Source organism: Methylobacter sp. sgz302048, from assembly GCF_052162025.1.
Classification (GTDB): domain Bacteria; phylum Pseudomonadota; class Gammaproteobacteria; order Methylococcales; family Methylomonadaceae; genus Methylobacter.
Map to the genome: position 1 here is coordinate 1832413 of NZ_CP197401.1, position 18871 is coordinate 1851283.

Genomic DNA, 18871 nt, shown 5'->3' on the forward strand with positions numbered 1-18871 from the left:
ATTGTCTTGCTTGTGCATACAGGCACCTAACAATCGCATGCACTCGGACAGCAAGAAGCTTCGCTCATTTCTCGCGCAGCCTCTTGCTGTCAGTGATGCGTGACGTTATTAAATTTCATCCGTCCGACTTTTCGTTTATTGTTACCTACTGAATGACCGCTTTCAAGACTAACCTGCCATTCGCTTGAAACCGGCGTCTGTCTCTTATTTGGCCGATTTGAGCCAGCCAACATGGGGTTCAATCCCAACCAGTATTTAGAACTGCCATGCCAAGTTCAAAGTTTTACAAATTAACAGCCGTGCTGCTTTAATAGCGCCAGCGGCTTTCGATATATATGGCTGCTTCGATCGCTATGCAACAAGCCCTTAACCGGTCTCCACCAACAAACGGACATCATTAGCGCATTGTTCACTACCTGACTTGCATGTGCCAGGCCCGTGGGTAATCAACCAGATAACCGCCTGCCGGGAATACAGGTCAATCGCCGGCTAAGCACAATCGATCCTTTTCGGCAGAAAGGTAAGCGATGCCGCCGATACCGGCTCGGTTAGGCTAACTTACATCGAATTGCCGATCAGATAATTGGGTGCAATCGGCTGATTATGCTGCCAATTCGCCCTCGCTTTGAATTGATGCTGCGTTTTAACCCGCTTCCGGCATTGATTCAAAGTCTGGCTATTTTTTGGACAATTTAACCAAACTCCATAATTTACAAAAACTTACCCATCATTAGTGTGAGTTGATGACAAGTTTATCCACAGATTTTGTGGATAACTGGCCTTTTGTATTCAGCAAGCAGCATAGACCCGCCAACCCTGTTACGGATTGGCTGGTTTATGCTGCGCGCGCGATCAGCATGAACGTTGGCGGATTTGCAGTTTTCTCAGGTGACGGTAGCCAGCTTGAGCCTTTATCCAGAGCGATCCAGTCGAACGCCAATTAAAAATTGACATTAACCTGCATCCAGATTTTCTGGGTATCGGTTGAAAACTGATCGGCATCGTAATAAGCGTATTTGGCCATTAACGCATAATGCTTGCCGAATGTCTTGACCGCCATGAAATTCCATTCCTTGCCGTAATGAACTCGACCAGTGTCGTCGTGGAAATCATGGAATACGCCGGTCAGCGTCAGACTGCCGTGGTCCAGGACGGTGCTCAAGGTAGCGAACACATCGCGCACGCCGTCATTGGGCGTGACAAAGAATTGATCCGCCCAGCCTTGAAAGACATGGTTGGTGCCCAGCGGCGTAATGAAGCGTTTGTTGGCGCCATAGCCGTTCAGCTGTTCCATGGCGCCGCGAACGGTAATCAGGTTAAAGGCATTCAAGCCGCCCATCAGATTGATGCGGCCGGCTTCGTAATCGGCCGGGCTGTGCCGATAGTCTCTTTGCAAACTCCATTCGGCCGTATAAAGCGCGGTCAGCTGGTCATTGATCTTTGATTTGCCATCGAAGCGCAGGCCGTAAGTCTGGTTCGACTTGGCATAGTTCTCCTGCTCCGTGTAACCCAGCCAGTAGCCGTAACCGATCAGGTTGCCGTAATTGCCGACTTTATAGTTGATATTCAGTATCGGGGCATTGATATTCTCGGTCGTGCTCGTGGCCGTGTTGATGTTGCCGATATAGCCGGCATTGACGGTCAATCCGGGCAGGGCCTGGCTGTTGTGCGTGATCAATACCGAGTCATAGGTCGTTTCGAGCTGGCGCCAGCCGACATTGCCGATAAAACGGTCATCGTCGAGCTTGATGCGTTGGCGGCCGCCCTTGATAAGCGTGCCGGGAATACCGGCGTAACTGATCCAGAGTTGGTTGAGTTCGCTGGCATCAGGATCGGCGACGGTTGAAAACTCGGGTTTGTTGCCCAGTCCGTTGTTGTAATCGCTCTGCAGCACATAGTTGCCTTCGTATTCAGCATAACCTTGCAGGCCATGGAAAACGGGCGAAAGCAAGCCCAGCCTTAAACGCACGGTATTGGCATTGGCCGTTTTCGGGTTGCCTGGGCCTTTGTCCTGATTGACGTTTTCATAGCGGTAATTCAGGTCAAGCTTCACCGCGCCGTTTTTGCCGTGACGATTGAAGCTAAGCGCCTCTTCAATCGACTCGGTCAGGCCGGCAGCCGGGGCCGGGCCGGCGGCTGCGGACAACGCCAACAAGGTGGACGAGAGGCAACCGGATGATATTTTTCGTCGCATAAAATCTCCTTGTCAGTGCGTGTGATCGCATTCGGCCAGAAATGACAGGATGCTCTCGCGGTACTGATAGTAATCGGCATGCTCGAGCAGGGCTTTGCGGGTGCGCGGACGGGGCAGATCGATAGCCTGAATCTTGCCGATCCGGGCCTGCGGGCCATTGGTCATCATGACTACGCGGTCGGCCAGCAGGATGGCTTCGTCGACATCGTGCGTGACCATGAGCGCCGTTACCTGCGTGCGCTCCCAGACTTCCATCAAAACTTCCTGCAACTCCCAGCGCGTCAGGGAATCCAGCATGCCGAAGGGCTCATCCAGCAACAGCAGCTTGGGCGACAGGGCGAAAGCGCGCGCGATGCCCACCCGTTGGCGCATGCCGTTGGACAGATCGGCGGCTTTTTTATGGAGCGAATCGGCCAGGCCGACGCGGGTCAGATAGTACTCGACGATATCGCTACGTTCGGGTTTTGAGGCGTGCGGATAGACTTTGTCGACCCCCAGCGCGACATTTTCAAAGGCGGTCAGCCACGGGAACAGGCTGGGCGACTGGAAGACCACGCCGCGGTCCGGGCCGGCGCCGTCTATCTCTTTATTGTCGAGGATGATGACGCCTTCCGAGACGCTGTTCAAACCGGCCGTCATCGATAGAACGGTCGACTTGCCGCAGCCCGAATGGCCGATGATCGAGATGAATTCGCCTTTTTTCACTTTCATATCGAAGCCGTCAACGACCTTGATGGTGCTGTTGCCGTCGGGCGTCGGGTAGGTTTTCGACAGTTGGGAAAACTCCAGATAGCGCGGTCGGCTTGAATTGCTGGGGCCGGTTTTCAAGGCCGGATTGTCCGGATGCCAGTCGTGGCGGGTATTGGGCCGCACGTCGGGCAGTGTGATGCTGTCCCGGCCTGCGTCCAGGTTTTTCTTCATGCCGACAGCCATCAGGTACTGCGTGATTTCGGCGCGCAGTTTCTTGAATCGCTCGTTATGGTTTAGGGCCGTTCGGTCTCTGGGACGCTCGATGTCGATGATGAAATCCGGCCCGAACGTGGCGTCGGGGCCGGGATTAAGCGGGATGACGCGGTCGGCCATGTAAATGGCTTCGTCGACGTCATTGGTGATCAGGATCACGGTTTTCTTGTCCTGCTCCCAGATTTGCAGGATTTCGTCCTGCAGCAGTCCGCGCGTCAGCGCATCCAGGGCGCTGAGCGGCTCATCCAGCAACAGGATGTCGGGATTGGCGGCCAAGGCCCGGGCGACATTGACGCGCTGGCGCATGCCGCCCGACAGCTCAGCCGGCTTTTTATTCATGGCGGCGCCCAGATTGACCATGCGCACGTATTTTTCGGTATGCGCGCGGCGCTGTGCCAAGGGCCAGTCTTTAAAAATCTGATCGACCGCCAGGGCTACGTTTTCGAAAACCGTCAGCCACGGCATTAACGAATAATTTTGAAACACGACGCCGCGGTCCGGCCCCGGCGCCTTGATGGGCTGCCCCCGTTTCAGCACATCGCCGCTGTCGGCTTCGATTAAACCGGCTATCGTCGATACCAGCGTGGTCTTGCCGCTGCCGGAAAAGCCGACGATGGCGATAAACTCGCCGGCTTTGATATCGAGGTTGATATCTTTCAGGACCGAAACTTTATCCTGGCCCGTGCCGTAGGACTTGCAGACCTGTTTCAATTCCAGCAGCGGCGCCAGCGCGTCATTGCACGGGGCAGGCGGCTGAAGGGCGGGTTCATTGGCAACAATTTTTAATTTGATCGCGGACATGTCAGCCTCCCGATTAGCGTGTTTGGCCGAAAGAAAATACTTTCTGCAACGACTGCATGATGCGATCGAGCATGAAGCCGATAATGCCGATCGTAAAAACAGCCACCATGATCCGGCTGAGCGAGTTGGAACTGCCGTTCTGGAACTCATCCCAGACGAATTTGCCGAGCCCCGGGTTTTGCGCCAGCATTTCGGCGGCAATCAGCACCATCCAGCCCACGCCCAGCGACAGCCGCATGCCAGTGAAAATATAGGGTAGGGCGGACGGCAGAATGATTTTTCTGATCTGCGTGCGCCAATCCAGGCGCAGGACTTTGCCGACGTTGATCAGGTCCTGGTCGACGGACGAGACGCCGACCGCCGTGTTGATCAGCGTGGGCCATAGCGAGCACAGCGTGACTGTGATCGCCGAGGTCAGGAAGGATTTTTCAAACCAGGAATCGTCCGTCGTGACGTAAACGGAGCTGACGATCAGCGTCACGATAGGCAGCCAAGCCAGCGGCGATACGGGCTTGAAGATCTGGATGAGGGGATTCAGCGCCGTGTTGAAGACCGGGCTCATGCCGCATAAAATGCCGAGCGGTATGGCCGCCAAGGTGGCGATGACAAAGCCCGTGAAAACGGTGCCGAGACTCGTGAAAATCTGGTCCAGATAGGTGGGTTTGCCGGTGTAAGGCCGGATTTTGACGGGCGCGTCCGGATCCTCGGCCAGCAGCTTTTCATTGCGGGCCTGCTGGCGCTGATAAAAGGCGGCTTCTTTCTGCCGTTCCGCATAATGCGCCTCCACCAGTCCGCCTATTTCCTGCCAGACAGCGACAGGGCCCGGAATGGCGCCTAGGCTGGTGTTGACCTTGGAGGCCGAGAAACTCCAAAGGCCCAGAAACAGGATAAAGGCGATGATCGGCACGCCCGCTATCAACCAGAGTTCGCGGGCTTGGCGCGCGGGATTTTCGCCGGCCGCTATTTTGATGAGCGGCACGAACCAGGTCAGGCCGGTCAGGTTGAAAAAATGGATCAGTTTATTGCTCACAGGACACCTCCCTCGTGGGGGTTTTCGCATGAAATCTGAGCGGCTCGATGGCTCTTAAAAAAGATGCGTCCCTGCACCTTATAAACTTCCGTTGTTTAGCCAGAGGGCTCACGATCAAGCTTGTTTAAGGGGTTATTCAGTTACCTTGCCGCCGACTATTTTTTGCTTCCCTTTCAAACCGATCGGGAATTTGGCCAGATAGTCGTTGGGCTTGCTGGCGTCGAACGCAATCTTGTCGATGAAGAAATCCTGCGCCGGCTTGAGGCCGGTATCGGCCGGGAAATCGCCGGCCTTGGCCTTGCCTTCGGCGATCAGTTCCTTGGCCGCGGCCAAGTAAATATCGGGGCGATAGACTTTTCTGGCCGTTTCCAGATACCAGCTGTCGGGCTTGTATTCGTTGATCTGTCCCCAGCGGCGCATCTGGGTCAGGTACCAGACCGCGCTGTCGTAGGAGGGATAACTGGCGCTATTGCGGAAGAACGTGTTGAAATCGGGCAGGGGGCGCTTGTCGCCTTTTTCGTATTCAAAAGTGCCGGTCATGCTGTTGGCGAGCACTTCCTTGTCGGCACCGACATATTGCGTCTGCGACAGCATTCCGATCGCTTCCTTGCGGTTTTTATTGTTGTCCTCGTCCAGCCAAATAGCGGCGCGGATCAAAGCCTTGATGACGGCCTTATGGGTGTTGGGGTATTTATCGGCCCATGCCTGGGTGACGCCGAACACTTTTTCGGGCGTGTTTTTCCAGAGTTCCTCGTCGGTAATGACCGGCACGCCTATGTTCTTGAAGACCGCCTGCTGGTTCCAAGGCTCGCCCACGCAATACCCGTAAATGGTGCCCGCTTCGAGCGTAGCGGGCATTTGCGGGGGCGGCGTCACGGACAGCATGGCTTCGGCATCGATCTGGCCTGAGATGTCCTGGGGCGGTTCATAATAGCCCGGCTTGATGCCGCCGGCCGCCAGCCAGTAGCGCAATTTCAGGTTGTGGCTGCCGACCGGAAAAGTCATGGCCATGTTGAAAGGTTTGCCTTCGCTTTTGTATTTATCGACAACAGGCTTGAGGGCATCGGCTTTAACCGGACGTATCAATTTGCCGTCCGCGACAGGCACGTTCGGCTTCATCTGTTCCCAGATCTCGTTTGAAAGGGTAATGGCGTTGCCGTTGAAGCCCATGCTGAAGGCGGTCACGATATCGGCCTTGGTGCCGAAGCCGATGCTGGCGCCCAAAGGGGCCGGCGCCAGCATATGCGAGCCGTCCAACTCGCCGCTGATGACGCGGTCCAGAACGACTTTCCAGTTTGCCTGGGCCTCCAGTTGCACGTACAGGCCTTCGTCCTCGAAGAACCCCTTTTCATAAGCGACCGCCAAAGGGGCCATATCGGTGAGCTTGATAAAGCCGAATTTCAGGTCTTCCTTCTCCAATTTGCCAGCCGCAGCCAGATTAGTGGAAAGGGTCAATACAGATGCTGCCAACCACAATTTTTTGGCGGTGAACGTAGTTATTATTTTCATAGTGAGCCCTAGACAAAAACCGCGAAAAATAAAAAAGGCGTCTTCGTGCCATTGCCGGATAGCAATGCCCGAAAGACGCCTTTGTCCCGTTTGCTCTACAGTGAGCCGTTTTCTTGACTCCGACGGTGGAGTTCTGAAGTACTTAATGCAATTCGGATGCCAAATGGTCGATTTAGGCTGTTCGTGTTGATAAATGCTGGCTTGGTGATCACCTGTTGCTCGGATTCGCCTGGGTTTGCCTGTTTTGTGTGCAGAAACCGCGGGATTAACGGCACAGGGTTGGTGCGTTTTGCTGAGAATTGGTGCGCCAGAATCGTTATCCGAAGTTACGTACAGGTACAGGCAGACATATATCCCCAAGCAGAACGGGGTTTGCAACTCCATCCCGCTACAGAATTAATTCGGCGAAGCGGGACTGCAGAAATCGATTAGCGATAGACTTTCAAGTCCTTTATTTGCCTTCCTTGTAAATCAATCAGTTAACTTTTTTGCCATGTATAGAGATTACAACTGTAATCCTTATCACGCCTATGTAATTTTTTGTATTGAATATGTAATTTCATCCATCTAATATATCCAGCTTAGCTCAAGCTCAAGCTCAAACTCAAGATAAGCTGGATATCAGTTCAGGCTCAAGGTTGATATTTTTGGTTGTCTGGGCGCTTAACTTGACTGCTCGTACTAATCAAGCTTCCAAGTTTGGACTATATGGTGAAATTATCATGCGCTTAGTTAAATTTAAAATCGAAGATGATGTTGAATATTTAGCAGAAGATTCCGTTAACGGATATTTAATCAATCCACTACTTATAGGGGGAAAAATCCCTAAAAAGCCGTTTATTATTCGCAATGAACATGAGTTTTCAGTGTATGGCTCAATTGAGGGCTTTCTCAGATTTTGGGGAACTTTTAAAAGTCTTGACGACGCGCTAGCCTGCGCTAAATATAAATCCATTTGTTACAAGCTCTTAGATGACGACCTTTAACAAATAATTGTTATTGATAAACCTAGTGCAGCAAATTCGAGCCTTACCTCATCAGGAAATCATGTCGGCTTTCTCATCGAGGAAACAATAACCCACTATAAAATACTTGGCGGCAATCAAGGCGATCGGGTAAAAGAATCCAGATTTCCGAAATCCTCCTGGCAACGAAAAGCGATGCGTTGGCCACTTGCTGGCTAAAGGAATATGGCATGGTGCCAAAAGTATTTATTTGCTTTTTTTTAGTAACTTTGTTGTCTGCCTGCACGACTTCGGCCATTGCCGCTGAGGACTTACAACAATTCTGGAATCAATTTCGCCAGGCCGTCGAAAAAAACGACAAAACCAGAGTTGCCGAAATGACTCAGTTCCCTTTGGAAACACGAGGGCCAGTGGATTCCGATCGAGTAATTCCGGTTGGTCGAGACAAGTTTGTAAAGGAAGTCTACGATAAAGCCATGGGTCAACTTCAGGATTCGGTTGTCGTCAACGGAAAAGTTATCGATAAGAGTCTGCGGGAAACAATCCTGGAGAAAACCATGCTGGGCGCTAAAGACCAGCAAAGCGCCGATTTTGCTTTTATTTTATCCATGCAATTCAAGCGTATCGGTGGCATCTGGAAGCTTAGCCGAATATACCTTGAAGAACCATTCGAAGAATGACATGAATGGGGCGACGATCTGACCAGGGGCAAGCGGAACAGGGTTTGTAACCCAATTCCTAATGTTTCTGCAATGCTTGAGCTCAGAAGTTTCGCTTCACTAACGCCAAACGTTTTGGACAGGGCAACATGCCCCGTCCAGCCGCAGTTCCGGGCCGAATGAATTCGGCCCTACTGGCGGGTAAATTATTTGGCTGGCAGTTGATTATTTAAACAGTTCGGCCATCGCGATGACGTTCTTGGCCATTTCACCCAGTGAAATCTTGCGATCCATCGCCAGTTTGCGTAAAGCGCGATAAGCCTCGTCTTCACTGTAGCCTTGGGACTTGATCAGGATCGCCTTGGCGCGATCGATTTGTTTGCGGTCTTCCAGTTGGGTTTTGGTTTTTTTCAATTCCTCTTTCAAGGCCTGCTGTTCCTTGAAGCGGGCGATGGCGATTTCAATGATGGTTTTGATCCGCTTGGGGTCCAGGCCATCGATGATATAGGCGCTGACGCCGGCTTTGATCACTTTATTGATGGTATCGGTCTGCTGATCTTCGGCAAACATCACGACCGGTATTGAATGGTTTTGGTTGATGTCCAGCACCATTTCCAGAACCTTGTCGCCGGGCGAGTAAAGGTTCAGCACTGCCACATCGGGCTGCAGGCCGCCGATGACTTCCGGAAGATTCAGCGCTTGCAGTCTCAAGGTTGCCGCCTCATAGCCATGCTGCCGCAGGCTTTTTTCCAGCAGGCGTTCGTTGTCGAATTCCTCGATAATCAGGACTTTGGGCTTCGTCATAGCTATTCCAGCTCAATCTTGACAATAGAGCCGTCCGGCATGATCTCGGTAATGAAATTGCGCGGTTCGTCGAGATATCGCACCAGGCCCACCAGTGAAAGAGAGCAGCCGCCCAGCAGCAGGAAAAAGTCGGCGGGCGACAGGAAGGTCAGCAGAATCAGAAAAATAATGGCGCCGGCATTGCCGTAGGCGCCGACGATGCCGGCCACTTCGCCGGTGATCGCCCGCCTGACCAGCGGCACGAAAGCAAAGATGGCGCCCTCGGCGGCCTGCATGAAAACCGCGCAGATCAAGGTTGCCAGCACGGCCGATGCGATCGACCATTGCGGCGTGATTAGGGCCATCAGCAAATAGCCGCCGGCCAGCCCGACGCTGAATAGCGCCAGCGATAACTTGCGGCCGATCTGGTCGCTCAGCCAGCCGCCGGCCGGGCGGGCGATCACGTTGGTGATCACAAAGCTGGACGCCAGCAAGCCTGCATCCAGCATGGACAGATCTTGCGTGCCGTTGAACGTATTGAAAAAGAATATCGGCAGCATCGACAATACCGCCAGTTTGGAACCGAAGGTGATCAGGTAGGCAATGGCCAGAACGAAGACCTGCCGGTAGCGGTAATGATGGATACTCGGTATCGGCCGGCTCAGGCGCTCGGCGTTGGTTTGAACCAATTGCCAGGCGTGAACCAGAAAGACGGCCAGGATAAACAGATGCATCACTATGGCCCAGCCCGGCGACAGGATCGGGCTGGCCGGCGACGACAGCTTCCAGGTCAGCAATGATAAGGCGGCATACAAGGGCAGCAGGCTGAGAATGTACAGAAACAAATCCTCGATGCTGGTGACTTCCATAGTCGACGCGCGTTTGCTCTTCAATCCGGCCAGTTCGACGGGCAGGTTTTCGACGTTGCGGTAATAAATGACCGAATAAACCAGTGCGGTCAGGCCGGTCAGCGCGATCGCATAGCGCCAGCCGTTCTCTGCACCAAAATAAAACGCAAGGCCAGGCAGCACGATGGCGGCGAAGGCCGAGCCGAAGTTGCCCCAGCCCGCGTAAATCCCTTCGGCGGTTCCCATCTGGCTGGACGGAAACCAGTCGCCGATGATGCGCACGCCGACCACGAAACCCGCACCGATAAAGCCCAGTAAAAATCTCGCCCAGGCCAGTTCGGCGAAATTTTCCGCCAGCGCGAACATGAAGCACGGCACGCTGCACACCGCCAGCAATACACTGTAACTGATCCTGGCGCCGAAGCGGTCTACGACCATGCCGATGATGACCCGCGCGGGAATAGTCAGGGCCACGTTCAGCAACAGAATGATTTCCACCTCGCCGTCGCTGATGCCCAGTTCCTGCTGGATCAGCACCATCAGCGGCGCGTGGTTGAACCAGATGACGAAACTGATGAAAAAAGCCATCCAGCTCATATGCAGAATTTTAATTTTGCCGCGCATGGGCAGCAGCTTGAATGATGCGATTGACATGGTTTGGTTCCAGGTTGGTGAATATCGGTATCTGCCCTGGGATAAAGATCGATGCGATTAAGGGGCAGCCGGATTCACGTCAAGCAGGTTATATGCCACGGCGGAATTAAAGCGCCATTAGCTCATGCCGGCTCCTGATATGAGCCATGATGGTGCGTATTAGCGGTGAATCTGCATTATTTGAGTGCAACGAGAACGGCATATGCGCGCAGCCTATTCATGCAGTCATCGAATTTATTGAAGTGTAACGATTGGCATCGATATTGCTTTTGTTCAGGTTAGAAGTCTCCTTGAACGTTAATTTTGTTTTGTTATGGACAAAGGCGTCCTGTTTGCATGATTCCATCATGTATAGCAGGTCGCCTTTTTTTTTGGGACAAAAAAATGTTCAGGTAAGCCAGTGGGATTTGGCGCCCAAAACGGGCGGCAGACGCAACATAAAAGCTATATGAGGTGCACATGAACAACAAACAAACCCTGGTTGTCATCGGTAACGGCATGGTCGGGCAGTACTTCCTGGCCGAACTGGTCAGCAGCGCTGCGAAAGACCGCTACCGAATCGTGACTTTCTGCGAAGAACCCAGACCGGCTTACGATCGGGTGCATCTGTCGGACTATTTTGCCGGCAAGAGCGCCGATGATCTGTCTTTGGTTGAGGACGGTTTCTTCCAGAATAACGCGATCACGCTTTATTTGAATGACAAAGTGGTCAGCATTGATCGGCAGCGCAAGCAGGTGCTTTCAGCCAACGGCGTGACAGTCGACTACGATAAACTGGTGCTGGCCACCGGCTCCTGTCCGTTCGTGCCGCCCGTGCCGGGGAATGGACGTACCCAGTGCCTGGTGTATCGCACGATCGAGGACCTGGAAGCCATTACCGCCGCCGCCAAACAATCGAAAGTCGGGGCGGTGGTCGGCGGCGGCCTGCTGGGGCTGGAAGCGGCGAAAGCCTTGCGGGATCTGGGACTGGAAACCCATGTCGTCGAATTCGCGCCGCGCTTGATGGCCGTACAGCTCGATGAAAACGGCGGGGCATTACTGAAACGCAAGATCGAGGATTTGGGCGTGACAGTCCATCTCAACAAAGATACGACGCTGATCAAGGACGGCGAGCGGTGTCTGCACAAAATGCATTTCGCCGACGGCGAGAGCCTGGAAACCGACATCGTGCTGTTTTCCGCCGGCATACGGCCGCGCGACGGCATCGCCCGCGCCTGCGGCCTGGACGTGGGTGTGCGCGGCGGCATCGTCATCGATAACCAGTGCCGGACGTCGGACGATGACATTTACGCGATTGGCGAGTGCGCATCATGGAACGGCCAGATTTTCGGCCTCGTGGCGCCGGGCTACAGCATGGCGCGCAGCGTGGCCGCGCATTTATCCGGCCGGGAACAGCCCTTCACAGGCGCCGACATGAGCACCAAACTGAAACTGATGGGCGTCGATGTCGCCAGTATCGGCGATGCCCATGCCAGAACGCCGGGCGCCTTGGTTTACACGTATCAGGACGGCCGCGCCGATATCTACAAGCGGCTGGTGGTCAGCGCCGATAGCAAACACTTGCTGGGCGCCGTGTTGGTCGGCGATGCCGGCGGTTACAGCACCTTGCTGCAGTATTGCCTGAACGGCATCGAACTGCCGGAAAACCCGGATGCCTTGATTTTGCCGTCGCGCTCCGGGCAACCGGCGGGGCTGGGGCCGGATGCCTTGCCGGAATCGGCGCAAATCTGCTCTTGCTATGCCGTCTCCAAAGGCGATGTCTGCAACGCCATTGCCGGCGGTTGCGCCACGGTGCCGGCGCTGAAGGCCGAAACCAAAGCCGGCACCGGCTGCGGCGGCTGCGGGGCGTTACTGAAATCAGTGCTGGACTGCGAACTGAAAAAGGCCGGGGTCGAAATCAATACCGACATCTGCGAGCACTTCCCGTACACCCGCCAGGACTTGTACAACCTGATTCGGGTCGGCCGGATCAAAACCTTCGCCGAGCTGCTGGACCAGCACGGACGCGGCCTGGGCTGCGAAGTCTGCAAGCAGGCAGTCGGTTCGATTCTGGCTTCCTACTGGAATGAATATGTTCTGGAAAAACCGCACATCGGCTTGCAGGATACCAATGACGCCTTTCTGGCCAATATACAGAAAGACGGCACTTACTCGATCGTGCCGCGCATCCCCGGCGGAGAGATCACGCCGGATGGCCTGATCGTATTGGGGAAGGTGGCAAAGAAATACGGTTTGTACACCAAAATCACGGGCGGCCAGCGCGTCGATCTGTTCGGCGCCCGTGTCGAGCAACTGCCGGTTATCTGGAAAGAGCTGATCGATGCCGGCTTCGAATCCGGCCATGCTTACGGCAAATCCCTGCGCACGGTTAAGTCCTGTGTCGGCAGTACTTGGTGCCGTTACGGCGTCAATGACAGTGTCGGGCTGGCGATAACACTGGAAAACCGCTACAAGGGCCTGCGGGCGCCGCACAAGATCAAGTTTGCGGTTTCCGGCTGCACCCGCGAGTGCGCCGAAGCCCAGAGCAAGGACATCGGCGTTATCGCCACCGAAGGCGGCTGGAGTCTGTATGTCTGCGGCAACGGCGGCATGAAGCCGCGCCATGCCGATCTGTTCGCCACTAATCTGAGTAAGGAAGATTTGATCAGGCTCATCGACCGCGTGCTGATTTTTTACGTGCGCACGGCCGACCGCCTGCAGCGCACGTCCGTGTGGCTGGAGAACCTGGAAGGCGGCCTGGATTACCTGAAATCTGTGGTCATCGACGACAAGCTGGGGCTGTGCGACGAACTGGAGCGGCAGATGCAGCACATTATCGGCAGCTATCAATGCGAATGGAAAACCACGCTGCAAGACGAAAACAGCCTGAAGCGCTTTCAGCACTTCATCAACAGCGATGAGGCCGATGACCATATCGTGCATGTCGAAGAGCGCGGCCAGAAGCGTCCGGCCCAACCGCATGAACGTCGTCATTTTCAACTGATCGAGGAGGTCGCATGAGCAATTGGATCGATGTGTGTACATTGGATGATCTGCAGCCCGATTCCGGCGTCTGTGCGCTGGTGGCAGGCAGGCAGGTCGCCCTGTTTTATCTGGCCAGAATTCAGGAAATCTATGCAGTCGCCAATTTTGATCCGATCGGCAAAGCCAACGTCCTGTCGCGCGGCATGATCGGCGATCTGGGCGGCGAGCCGATGCTGGCCTCGCCGCTGTATAAACAGCACTACAGCCTGAAAACCGGCGCCTGTTTCGAAAATGACGCGATCAGGATCGCTACTTATCCGGTGCGGGTCATCGAAGACCGCGTGGCGGTAAAAATGGCGGACGCGTGAGTTATTAAACACAGATTGGGGACTCGACATGAAAAAACAACGCTTAGTGGTAATCGGCAACGGCATGGCCGGGATACGCACAGTGGAGGAATTGCTGTTGGCGGCGCCGGATCAGTACGACATTACTGTTTTCGGCGCCGAACCCTACGGCAATTACAACCGCGTCATGTTGTCGTCCGTGTTGTGCGGAGAGAAGACACTGGAGGAGATCGTCACGCATGACCGCCAATGGTATGCCGGCCGCGGCATCCGCCTGCATGCCGGCCCCGATAAGGCCGTGGTGCGGATCGAGCGCGGCCTGCGCAAAGTGTTGGCCCGGGACGGCACTGCGGCCGAATATGACCGTCTGTTGATCGCCACCGGCTCGAAGCCGGTGGTGCCCGATATTCCCGGCGCCGACCTGAGCGGCGTGATCACTTTCAGGGATATCTTCGATGTCAACACCATGCTGGCGTACAGCAAAAAGCATAAAAAGGCCGTGGTGCTGGGCGGCGGACTGCTGGGGCTGGAGGCGGCCAATGGGCTTGCGGTACAGGGCATGCAGGTGACGGTGATCCATAACAACGACGTGCTGCTCAATCGGCAAATGGATAGACAGGCAGGCGATATGCTGCAAACGGCGCTGGAACGGCGGGGGCTGCAATTCAAAATGGCCGCCCAGGTCAGCGAGCTGGTCGGCGACGATACGGGCCATATTCAAGCCGTGCGTTTTACGGACGGCAGCGAACTGGCGTGCGATCTGTTCGTTCTGGCCATCGGCGTGCAGCCCAATATCGCTTTGGCTAGGCAGGCAGGGCTTTATTGCGAGCGCGGCATCGTCGTCAACGATACGCTGCAAACCTACGATCCCTGCATTTATGCGGTAGGCGAATGTATCCAGCACCGCGGCGACACATTCGGCTTGGTGGCGCCGCTGTTTGAGCAGGCCAAAGTCTGCGCCAACCATCTCAGTAGGCACGGCATGGCCGGATACGTCAATCTGCCGACCGCTACCCGGCTCAAAGTGACCGGCATCAACCTGTTCTCCGTAGGCGATATTCAGGGTGACGGGCAACAGTGCGAAACCATCCGATTCAGCGATCCGTCTTCGGGCATTTACAAGAAACTCGTGATCCGGGACAACAAATTGCGCGGCGCAGTGCTGTATGAGGATACAATTGACGGCAGCTGGTACCAGGAACTGCTGGAGCAGGAGGCAGATATTTCAGGTATCAGAGAACAACTGATTTTTGGCAAAGGGCTTATGGCAACCTTATGACTGAATACGTGAAGACAACGTGCCCTTACTGCGGCGTCGGTTGCGGCATCGAGGCCGGCGTAGACGAGATCAAGCATCTGCTGAACATCCGGGGCGACAAAACGCATCCGGCCAATTTCGGCCGCCTGTGCTCGAAGGGGTCGGCGCTGGGCGATACGGTCGGGCTGAAAGGCCGTCTGCTTCATCCCAAAGTCTACGGCCAGCGCAGCAGTTGGCCGGAAGCGCTGGATCGGGTCGCCGGATCATTCAGCGACACCATCGCCCGATACGGCGCCGATGCCGTAGCCATCTACGCCTCGGGACAGTTGCTGACCGAAGACTATTATGTCGCCAACAAGCTGATGAAAGGCTTTATCGGCAGCGCCAATATCGACACCAACAGCCGCCTGTGCATGTCCTCGTCGGTGTCCGGGCATAAGCGCGCGTTCGGCGCCGATGCCGTTCCCGGATGCTATGAAGATCTTGAACTGGCCGAGATGATCGTGCTGGTCGGCTCCAATGCCGCCTGGTGCCATCCGGTGATTTTCCAGCGCATCCGGGCCGCCAAAACGGCCAATCCGCAGCTGAAGATTGTCGTCATCGACCCGCGCAGAACCGGCAGCTGCGATATCGCCGATCTGCATCTGCCGATCGCCGGCGGCAGCGATGCCATGCTGTTCAATGGCTTGCTGCAGTATTTGCAGCAACGGGACGCCATCGATCGGCGCTATATCGAAGCGCATACCGAAGGCTTTGCGGCCGCCCTGAATGCGGCGGCGGCCAGCAGTCAATCGATCGAGCAGGTGGCCGAAGCCTGCCGCCTGCCTGCGGCAGACGTGCGGACTTTCTACCGCTGGTTTGCCGGGCATCATAAAGTGATGAGCCTTTACAGCCAGGGCGTCAATCAATCCTCATCCGGTACCGACAAGGTCAACAGCATCATCAACTGCCATCTGGCGACCGGCCGCATCGGCAAGCCGGGCATGGGGCCGTTTTCGTTGACTGGCCAGCCCAATGCCATGGGCGGGCGCGAAGTCGGCGGTTTGGCGAATCAGCTGGCTGCCCACATGGATTTTGCCAATCCGGCCGATATCGACAGGGTGGCGCGCTTCTGGGGAAGCCCGACTATTGCCGCCAAACCCGGCCTATCGGCGGTTGAACTGTTCGATGCGATTTACGACGGCAAGGTCAAAGCCGTCTGGATCATGGGCACCAATCCGGTAGTCAGCCTGCCCAATGCCGACAAGGTCAGGCAGGCGTTGCGGTTATGTCCGTTCGTGGTGGTTTCCGACTGCATTGCCGATACCGACACCGCCAAGCTGGCGCACGTTCTGCTGCCGGCGCAAGGCTGGAGCGAAAAAGACGGCACGGTCACCAATTCCGAGCGGCGCATTTCCCGGCAGCGGACACTGTTTGCGCCGGCCGGCGATGCCAAACCCGACTGGTGGATCATTACCCAGGTAGCGCGACGCTTGGGTTTCGGGCAAGCCTTTCCCTATCAAAGCCCGGTCGATATTTTCCGCGAGCATGCGGCCTTGTCAGGCTTTGAAAACGACAGTCAGCACGGACTGCGCGATTTCGATATTTCCGCTTTTGCCAATATCAGCGCGCCCGAGTACGACAATCTGCAACCGATACAGTGGCCGGTGAACCAGGCTAATCCTTACGGCCGGGCGAGAATGTTTGACGACAGCCGCTTTTTTAATGCAGCGGGCAAGGCGCAGTTTGTCGCCATCACGCCCAGGCCGCCGACCAATGCGCCGAGCAAAGATTATCCGCTGGTGTTAAACACCGGCCGTCTGCGCGATCAATGGCATACCATGACCCGCACCGGACTGGCCGCCAGACTGAATCAGCACAAACCGGAAGTCTTTGTCGACGTGCATCCGCTGGATGCCGCGCGTTATGGCCTGTTGCAGGACAGTCTGGCCTTGCTTGAGAGCGCCTGGGGCTCGATGCTAGCCCGCGTCCAGGTAACTTCCGATCAGCAACCGGGCAGCCTGTTCGTGCCGATGCACTGGTCGGAACAGTTTGCCAGCCGCGGCCGCGTGGGGGCGCTGGTCAACCCGGCGATCGATCCTTTTTCCATGCAACCGGAAAGCAAGCACACGCCGGTGCGCATTTCGTCGTATCGGGCCGCCTGGCATGGCTTTATCCTGTCGCGGCGCGAACTGGCCTTCAATGATGTCGAGTACTGGGCGAAAAGCAAGGGCGAATCATTCTATCGTTATGAACTGGCCGGAAACGCGCTGCCGCCAAGCTGGCCGGACTGGGCGAGAGCCAGGCTAGGGGGCAGCGGGCAAATTCCCGGCTGGCAGGAATACCACGATTCCGGACTGGGGCATTACCGGGCGGCGCGGATCATCGATAACAGGCTGGAAAGCGTGCTTGTCATCTCGCCCCATCACAACCTCCCCGAGCGCAACTGGCTGGCAAGCCTGTTCGATAAGGATTTTCTGGAACAATCGGACAGGAAAGCGCTGTTGACCGGCATGCCGCCCCAAGGCGTACCGGATTGCGGCAACATCGTTTGTGTCTGCTTCAATGTCGGCGAAAAAACCATCCGGTCTGCCATTCAAGAGCAGGGCCTGAAGACGGTCCGGGATATCGGCAACTGCTTGAAAGCGGGCACCAACTGCGGATCTTGTCTGCCCGAGATTAAAGCGCTCTTGTAGAAATCTCCCGTTTTTTGCCTGCTAGGGCCAAAATAAAATGTGGTTGAAGACCAAAACGCGAAGAGTCAATAACTGTATAAGTATTTGCACGTATTCACAATTATTAGCTTGACGCTTATTCTTTTTCCGATCCGGATAAAGAAAAAGTAATAAGAAAGCGTTGCTTTTTAACCGTCGATACAAAATGCGTGTAGGAGGAGGCGCCAGAGGAGAGAGGAACTCTGGTGGTTATGGTCTCGGCAGTTTTAATGTCGGTTTGAATTCAGCATGCTTATCCGGATCCTTATTTCTACAGTTCGTTGGATCATCTCTTTTATAACTGTATCTTGGGGGAAAAGACCTCTTTTCCCCCCATTTTTCAGTATCTAATTAGTGGGATTCACCTGTGTACTTAAGCTCTTTGACACTACGGTTCCATGACGATAGTTACCGAATCATCCGCTGCCTCCTTTCTGCCGGAATGCGCCTGCGTTTCATAACCCTTTTTTTTCTGATCACGACCGCTTTCTGCGTGCAAGCGAAGGCTGTCGAAGAGGATGACGACTTATATAGTCAAATCCAATCACTGCAAGAACGCCTGAATATTCAAGTAACCGGATTGGAAAAAGTAGGCAACGAGCTGAAAGTCAGGGTGAGCGGCAGTTTGGAGCAGCAGCTCCAGCAGGCCTTGGCGGCCTACAATCATGTCATCAGCCGAAATGCCAAAGGCCAGATCGAGCAGGTCGTCATTATCAATAAAAAACAGAAAACCGGCGCCGACCGCATCGTTTTGCCGACACGTTATCAAGACGGTCATTTTCTGGTATCCGTATCCATCTCGGGCAACGGCTCAGTATGGCAGACGCTAGACATGATGATCGATACCGGCGCCGATTTGATGGTATTGCCGCAGTCCATGATCAATGCCCTGGGCATGACTGACGAAAAATTAACCCATCATGAAATGCAAACGGCGAACGGCACAGTGAATGCCAAGGTCGGTACATTGCAGGAAGTCAGAATAGCGGGAGAAACCCTGGAAAATGTCGATGCGGCTTTTATCGACGACTCTCTTTTAGGGAATACCCGTTTGTTAGGAATGAGCGTTTTAGGGCGGTATAAGCTGGTCATTGATGATCAAACCAAATTGATTACCCTGTTTAAAAAATGAGGTGGTCAATTGTTTAACGGCATAGAATATTGGCCAGCCGACAGTTTCTAAACTGATCATTAATAATTTAT

At 54.8% G+C, this 18871-nt stretch carries 14 protein-coding genes; 8 read left to right on the forward strand and 6 right to left on the reverse strand.

Annotation, left to right across the window (positions count from 1 at the left end; genetic code table 11):
- Positions 1 to 743 precede the first annotated feature (743 nt).
- Entirely contained in the window at positions 744 to 944 is a 201-nt protein-coding gene (locus ACTNE6_RS08395) for a hypothetical protein (RefSeq protein ID WP_442499320.1), read from the forward strand.
- Here ACTNE6_RS08395 and ACTNE6_RS08400 read toward each other — a convergent pair.
- From ACTNE6_RS08400 to ACTNE6_RS08415, 4 genes are all read right to left on the reverse strand, one after another.
- Positions 941 to 2194 carry an alginate export family protein gene (locus ACTNE6_RS08400; protein WP_442499321.1) on the reverse strand — a complete coding sequence of 418 codons (1254 nt, stop codon included), beginning with the start codon at positions 2192 to 2194 and terminating at the stop codon, positions 941 to 943. The two genes, ACTNE6_RS08395 and ACTNE6_RS08400, sit on opposite strands and share 4 nt — an antisense overlap.
- Before the next feature lie 12 nt (positions 2195 to 2206).
- Positions 2207 to 3958 (reverse strand): ABC transporter ATP-binding protein, encoded by a 1752-nt coding sequence (locus ACTNE6_RS08405; protein WP_442499322.1) that lies wholly within the window; start codon positions 3956 to 3958, stop codon positions 2207 to 2209.
- A gap of 13 nt (positions 3959 to 3971) precedes the next feature.
- Positions 3972 to 4988 (reverse strand): ABC transporter permease, encoded by a 1017-nt coding sequence (locus ACTNE6_RS08410; protein ID WP_442499323.1) that lies wholly within the window; start codon positions 4986 to 4988, stop codon positions 3972 to 3974.
- Positions 4989 to 5120: 132 nt separating this feature from the next.
- Positions 5121 to 6497, reverse strand: coding sequence for a CmpA/NrtA family ABC transporter substrate-binding protein (locus ACTNE6_RS08415; protein ID WP_442499324.1), 1377 nt, complete (start codon positions 6495 to 6497; stop codon positions 5121 to 5123).
- A 668-nt stretch (positions 6498 to 7165) separates the two neighbouring features.
- Between ACTNE6_RS08415 and ACTNE6_RS08420 the strand changes: the two genes are divergently transcribed.
- Together ACTNE6_RS08420 and ACTNE6_RS08425 are read left to right on the forward strand one after the other, a co-directional pair.
- Entirely contained in the window at positions 7166 to 7483 is a 318-nt protein-coding gene (locus tag ACTNE6_RS08420; RefSeq protein WP_442499325.1) for a hypothetical protein, read from the forward strand.
- Positions 7484 to 7692: 209 nt separating this feature from the next.
- A complete protein-coding gene (locus tag ACTNE6_RS08425) occupies positions 7693 to 8142 on the forward strand; it encodes a hypothetical protein (protein ID WP_442499326.1) in 450 nt (149 codons plus the stop codon).
- A gap of 204 nt (positions 8143 to 8346) precedes the next feature.
- Here ACTNE6_RS08425 and ACTNE6_RS08430 read toward each other — a convergent pair whose 3' ends face one another.
- The gene (locus ACTNE6_RS08430; RefSeq protein ID WP_442499327.1) at positions 8347 to 8925 is read right to left on the reverse strand and encodes an ANTAR domain-containing response regulator; all 579 of its coding nucleotides are present in this window, start codon (positions 8923 to 8925) and stop codon (positions 8347 to 8349) included.
- 2 nt (positions 8926 to 8927) lie between these two features.
- Positions 8928 to 10406 (reverse strand): MFS transporter, encoded by a 1479-nt coding sequence (locus ACTNE6_RS08435; RefSeq protein ID WP_442499328.1) that lies wholly within the window; start codon positions 10404 to 10406, stop codon positions 8928 to 8930.
- 459 nt (positions 10407 to 10865) lie between these two features.
- Between ACTNE6_RS08435 and nirB the strand changes: the two genes are divergently transcribed.
- From nirB to ACTNE6_RS08460, 5 genes are all read left to right on the forward strand, one after another.
- A complete protein-coding gene (gene nirB, locus ACTNE6_RS08440; RefSeq protein WP_442499329.1) occupies positions 10866 to 13406 on the forward strand; it encodes a nitrite reductase large subunit NirB in 2541 nt (846 codons plus the stop codon).
- Positions 13403 to 13738 (forward strand): nitrite reductase small subunit NirD, encoded by a 336-nt coding sequence (nirD, locus tag ACTNE6_RS08445; protein ID WP_442499330.1) that lies wholly within the window; start codon positions 13403 to 13405, stop codon positions 13736 to 13738. The genes nirB and nirD overlap by 4 nt, the downstream gene beginning before the upstream one ends.
- 28 nt (positions 13739 to 13766) lie before the next feature.
- A complete protein-coding gene (locus tag ACTNE6_RS08450) occupies positions 13767 to 14996 on the forward strand; it encodes an NAD(P)/FAD-dependent oxidoreductase (RefSeq protein WP_442499331.1) in 1230 nt (409 codons plus the stop codon).
- Positions 14993 to 17650 (forward strand): molybdopterin-dependent oxidoreductase, encoded by a 2658-nt coding sequence (locus tag ACTNE6_RS08455; protein WP_442499332.1) that lies wholly within the window; start codon positions 14993 to 14995, stop codon positions 17648 to 17650. Before ACTNE6_RS08450 ends, ACTNE6_RS08455 begins: the two co-directional genes overlap by 4 nt.
- Before the next feature lie 460 nt (positions 17651 to 18110).
- A complete protein-coding gene (locus tag ACTNE6_RS08460) occupies positions 18111 to 18800 on the forward strand; it encodes a retropepsin-like aspartic protease family protein (protein WP_442499333.1) in 690 nt (229 codons plus the stop codon).
- The last annotated feature ends 71 nt before the right edge of the window (positions 18801 to 18871 follow it).